This window comes from Candidatus Methylomirabilota bacterium, assembly GCA_036005065.1.
Lineage (GTDB): Bacteria > Methylomirabilota > Methylomirabilia > Rokubacteriales > DASRDR01 > DASYQW01.
On the sequence record DASYQW010000220.1, the window covers coordinates 1 to 4790 of the forward strand.

6 protein-coding genes are annotated in these 4790 nt (G+C 72.6%); 5 read left to right on the forward strand and 1 reads right to left on the reverse strand.

Annotated elements, in window-relative coordinates:
* On the forward strand, positions 1–724 hold a 724-nt coding region (locus VGW35_16140; protein ID HEV8309190.1), incomplete at its 5' end, for an amidohydrolase family protein.
* Here VGW35_16140 and VGW35_16145 read toward each other — a convergent pair.
* A complete protein-coding gene (locus VGW35_16145; GenBank protein HEV8309191.1) occupies positions 717–1232 on the reverse strand; it encodes a YbaK/EbsC family protein in 516 nt (171 codons plus the stop codon). The genes VGW35_16140 and VGW35_16145 overlap by 8 nt on opposite strands.
* A 137-nt stretch (positions 1233–1369) precedes the next feature.
* On the opposite strand from VGW35_16145, the gene VGW35_16150 reads away from it, so the two are divergent.
* The 4 genes from VGW35_16150 to VGW35_16165 form a co-directional block, all read left to right on the forward strand.
* Complete coding sequence (locus tag VGW35_16150; GenBank protein ID HEV8309192.1) at positions 1370–1792, forward strand: TIGR03618 family F420-dependent PPOX class oxidoreductase; 423 nt, start codon at positions 1370–1372, stop codon at positions 1790–1792.
* A gap of 68 nt (positions 1793–1860) precedes the next feature.
* On the forward strand, positions 1861–2721 hold the full coding sequence (nudC, locus tag VGW35_16155) for an NAD(+) diphosphatase (GenBank protein HEV8309193.1): 861 nt from the start codon (positions 1861–1863) through the stop codon (positions 2719–2721).
* Between the two features lie 18 nt (positions 2722–2739).
* The gene (locus VGW35_16160) at positions 2740–3783 is read left to right on the forward strand and encodes an Ldh family oxidoreductase (GenBank protein HEV8309194.1); all 1044 of its coding nucleotides are present in this window, start codon (positions 2740–2742) and stop codon (positions 3781–3783) included.
* 5 nt (positions 3784–3788) lie between these two features.
* On the forward strand, positions 3789–4790 hold a 1002-nt coding region (locus VGW35_16165; GenBank protein HEV8309195.1), incomplete at its 3' end, for a uroporphyrinogen decarboxylase family protein.

Consider the following 4790-nt stretch of genomic DNA (forward strand, 5'->3'; position numbering starts at 1 on the left):
CAAGCTGATGGCCACCGGCGGGATGTTCACCCCGACCGCCAACCCTCGCACCGTCCAGTACCCCGTGGAGACGCTCACGGCCGCCGTGCGCGAAGCCGAACGGCTGGGGCTTCCGGTGGCGGCCCACACCCTGTCGGCGGCAGGCATCCGGGACTGCGTCGAGGCCGGCATCCATCACCTGATCCACGCCCGCTGGTACAGCGCCGATCCCGCGAAGGGCCTCGAATACGACCCCGCGCTGGCCGACCGGATCACCCGGAGCGGCCTCTGGGTCGACATCACGCTGGGCCACATGCTGCTCGGGCGCCTGGCGCAGGAGGCCGGGGCTCCGCCGCCCTCCACCCACTGGGCGGTGCAGGCGACCCCGGTGCCACTCGAGGACCACCTCGAGACGGCCCGCGACATGCGGGCGCGGGGCATCCGGTTCACCACCGGGTTGGACATGGGGATGCCCCACGCCCGCTTCGACGGCTCGGCGGCGAACGCGCGGGCCTTCGGAGCGTGGCTTCAGTACTCGCCCTGGGAGGCGATCCGGGCGTCGACGGCCGACTCGGCGGAGGCCCTCGGCCTCGGCGACGCGGTCGGGGCCCTGCGTCCGGGTCTGATCGCCGATCTGCTCGCGGTAGCGGGCGACCCCGCCCGCGACCTGGCCACGCTCGGGACGGCCGTCGACGTGATCCGGGCCGGGCGCCCGGTCAAGCTGGGCGGTCGCGCCCTCATCTAACGGCCTCGGGACCGCGCTCGACCGCGAGGTTCGGCACGATACGGGCGTGGGGGAATCGGCGGAACACCTCGGGGGCGATCTTGATCTTGCCGTGGCGACCGCCCGAGCCGAGGATGACGTAGTCGAGCGCCATCACACGCGCGTCCACCAGGAGCGGCAGCTCTCCCGGCAGCCCGAACACCGTGACGCCGCCGATCGCCATGCCGGTCACCTGCCGCGTCTCCTCGGCGGAGGCGAAGGAGAGCTTGGAGATGCCGAGCAGGTCGCGAACGGCATGATTCACGTCCAGGCGGGTGGTGGCCGTGACGACGCAGGCCGCGTAGACCTTCGGCTCCTTCTTGGAGGCCACGATGATCGTGTTGCCCGCGTGGTCGGCTGGATAGCCGTAGCGCTCGCAGAAGGCCGCCGTGTCGGCGAACTGGGGGTCGATCGGAATCAGCTCGTACGGCAGGCCGAGCCGTTCGAGGGCGGCCAGCGTCGCCTGCTCGGGGTCGGACGCCTCGGTCATTCGCTCACCTCGTCTCCAGTCTCGGCTCGCCTCGCGCGTGCGGGGCGCGAGCCCGCCCACTATCGGACCAAACTCGGGCCGCGTCAAGCCAGCGCGCCCTCGGCGCGGCGCGTGATGCGGGTCCACGGAGGCTTCGCGTGACTGAGCGGCTCGGAGATCCGAAGATCCAGGCGTTTCTGGGCACCAAGGAGGTCGTCGTCCTGGCCACGATTCAGCCCGACGGCGCCCCGCTGGCGACCCCCATGTGGTTCCTGGCCGACGCCGACGCGCTCGCCATGATCAGTGAAGCGGACGCCCAGAAGGTCCACAACCTCCGCCGAGACGGCCGCGTGTGCGTCGTGGCCGAGGCCGGCACCCGCGGCGACATCCGGGGCGTGATCGTGCGCGGCCGGGCCGAGATCCTGCCGGACGCCGAAACGCGGCGGGCGCTCGTCGCGCGCTTCCTCGACCGGTACCACCCGCACCTGGAACGCCGGTGGGGCGGCCGCGCCATGCCCGCGGATCGGGTCATGTTTCGCATCGTCCCGGAGCACGTCCAGAGCTGGGGCCTGTCGCTCTGAGTTCGGGCCGAGTCGCGACGCGCTTTTCGCGCTTGGGCAACCGCCCGACTTCGCGGTAGAGTTCCTCCATGACACCGCTCTCCGTGTACCTGCCGTTCAACCGTGAGTGCCTCGGGCGAACCTTCGTCCCGGCCAAGCACGGGACCACGCGGCCCGAGCCGCGCGGGCACTGGCTGATCGTCCAGGAGCAGGGCCTCGTCATCGTCCCCGAGGAAGGTCGCATCCGGCTGCCCGTCGGCGACCTGCCCGCCGCCTTCGACGGCGCCGTCGACGGTGCCCTGTGCCTCGGGACCCTCGACGGCGCGCCATGCTGGGTGGTCGCCCTGGCCAAAGACACCCCGGTGCCGGAGGAGTTCCGGCGGGAGACCCTGGTGCCCATGCAGGGCACGCGGTTGCCGGACGACCTGCTGTCGCTGGGCGGGATGGCGCTCCAGGCGCTCCACTGGGAGAGCACGAGCGGCCATTGCCCGCGCTGCGGGGCGCCCACCGAGCGGATCCCGGGCGAATGGGGCAAGCGCTGCCCCGGCTGCCGCTACGAGCATTTTCCGCACCTCCACCCGGCGGTCATCGTGCTGGTCCGCGATGGCGACCGCTGCCTCCTCACCCGCAAGGCGGGATGGGCGCCGGATCGCTACGGCCTGGTGGCGGGGTTCGTCGACAACGGGGAGTGCCTGGAGGGGGCCGTGCACCGCGAGGTCAAGGAGGAGGTCGGCGTCGAGGTCAGCGATCTCCAGTACGTCGGCAGCCAGAACTGGCCCTTCCCGAGCCAGCTGATGATCGGGTTCGTCGCGCGCTACGCGGGCGGCGCGCTCCGCATCGACCACGAGGAGCTCGAGGACGCCCGCTGGTTCCCCTGCGATGCCCTGCCGAATCGCCCCTCGCGGCACAGCATCGCGGGCTTCATCCTCGACCACTACGCGCGGCCCTAGCCGAGTCGCGAGGCGGCGATGCCCGTCGTCCGGCCTGAGAGGCTCCACCCGCTGGCGGTCGCCCTCTATGAGCACGCCGGGGTGTCCGCGGGCGACGCGCGCGTGGTGGCCGACCACCAGATCGACGCCAACCTGGCGGGTCACGACTCCCACGGCATCCACCTCCTGCCGACGTATCTCGACCGGATCGGCAAGGGACACATCGTGCCCGGGGCGCCGATCGAAGTCCTCGACGAGACCCCGACCACCGCGCGCGTGGACGGCCACTGGGGCTTCGGCCAGGTCGTCTCGACGCGGGCCACCGAGCTGGCCATCGGCAAGGCGCGCCAGCAGCGCGTCGGCATCGTGTCGGTGTTTCGCCAGAGCCACGTCGGCCGTCTCGGCGACTACCCGCTGATGGCCGCCCGCCAGGGCCTGGTAGGCGTGATGATGTGCGACTCGGGCCGGGCGCCCAAGCAGGTGGCCCCGTTCGGGGGGCGCGAGGCCCGCCTCGGCACGAACCCGCTGTCGATCGCCTTTCCCAGCGACCTCGAAGCGCCGGTCCTCATCGACATGGCCACCAGCGCGGTGGCCGGGGGGAAGCTCCTGGTGGCTCACGCCCGCCGCGAGCCGATTCCGCCCGGCTGGCTCCTCGATCGGGAGGGGCGCGCGACGACGAATCCCGCCGATTTCCTGGCCGGCGGCGCGATGCTGCCGCTCGGAGGGCCGCAGGGCTACAAGGGCTCGGCGCTGTCGTTCGCCGTCGAGACGCTGGCCGCCGTGCTCCCGGGCCTCGGGTTCGGCGTCGACCCCACCGGACGGCACAACGACGGGGCCTTCATTCTGGTCTTCGACCCGGGGGCGTTCCGGCCGCTCGCGGAGTTCAAGGCCGAAGTCGCCGCGTTCGCCCGATACGTGAAGGCCACGCCGCCGGCCGAAGGCTTCACCGAGGTGCTCTACCCCGGCGAGATCGAGCACCGGACGGCCGAGCGGCGCCGGCGCGAGGGGATCCCCGTCGAGGACGAGACGTGGGGGAAGCTCGTGGCGCTGGCCCGAGCGGCCGGCCTGGAGCACCTCCTGTGAACGCGATGGGCCGGCGCGAACGCCTTCGGGCCGCCGTCACCCGGCAGCCCGTCGACCGCGTGCCCTATGCGGTCTGGCGGCACTTCCCGGCCGTCGATCGCTCGCCGGCCGGGCTCGCCCAGGCCACCCTCCGCTTCCACGATCGCTACGGGTCGGACTTCTTGAAGATCACGCCCGCCGGCGGCTACGCCGTGGAGGCCTGGGGCTGCGTCGAGAGCGAGGAGGTCCACCCGGACGGCCACCGTCCGTGCGCCTCGTGCGCGGTCCGGACGGCGGAGGACTGGAAGCGGATCCGGCCGCTCGATCCGGCCTCGGCCGCGGGTTACGTGTCCCAGCTCGAGACCATCATCCGGGTCGGCTTCGATCGCCGCATCGGCGACGCGCTGGTGCTGCCGACGCTCTTCTCGCCGCTGTCGCTCGCGCGCAAGCTCTCGGGCGCGCGCCTGGCGGCGGACCTCCGGCAGCATCCCGACCTGGTCACCGGGGCGCTCGAGGCCATCACCGAGACGCTCATCCGCTTCGCGGGTCTCGCGCTAGACGAGGGGGTCTCGGGAATCTTCTACTCCATCCAGGTGGCGAGCCACAGCGTCCTCGGCGATGAGGAATACGCCCGCTTCGGCGAGCCCTACGACCGGCAGATCCTGGAATCCGTCGCCGGCCGGTCGCTCTTGACGATCGTCCACTGTCACGGCGACCGGCTGATGTTCGACCGACTCGCCGCCCTGCCCGGGCACGCCTGGAACTGGGACGACCGGGCGACGCCGCCATCGCTCGGCGAGGGCAAGGCGCGGGTCCCGGGGGCGGTCCTGGGCGGACTGGGACAGTGGAAGACCATGCGCGGCGGGACCGCCGAGCAGGCCGTCGCGGAGGTGGAGGACGCGATCGCTCAGACGGGCGGGATCGGCCTCATCGTCGGCCCCGGGTGCGTGCTGCCGGTCGACACGCCCGACGCCACGGTGGCGGCGGTCGTCCGCGCCCTCGGGGGGCCGCTCCGGCCGATCCTCGGC

Excerpts from the sequence above, each read along its gene's own strand:
- VGW35_16160 (HEV8309194.1), top strand. The coding sequence starts at position 2,740 with ATGCCCGTCGTCCGGCCTGAGAGGCTCCACCCGCTGGCGGTCGCCCTC.
- nudC (HEV8309193.1), top strand. The coding sequence starts at position 1,861 with ATGACACCGCTCTCCGTGTACCTGCCGTTCAACCGTGAGTGCCTCGGG.
- VGW35_16145 (HEV8309191.1), bottom strand. The coding sequence starts at position 1,232 with ATGACCGAGGCGTCCGACCCCGAGCAGGCGACGCTGGCCGCCCTCGAA.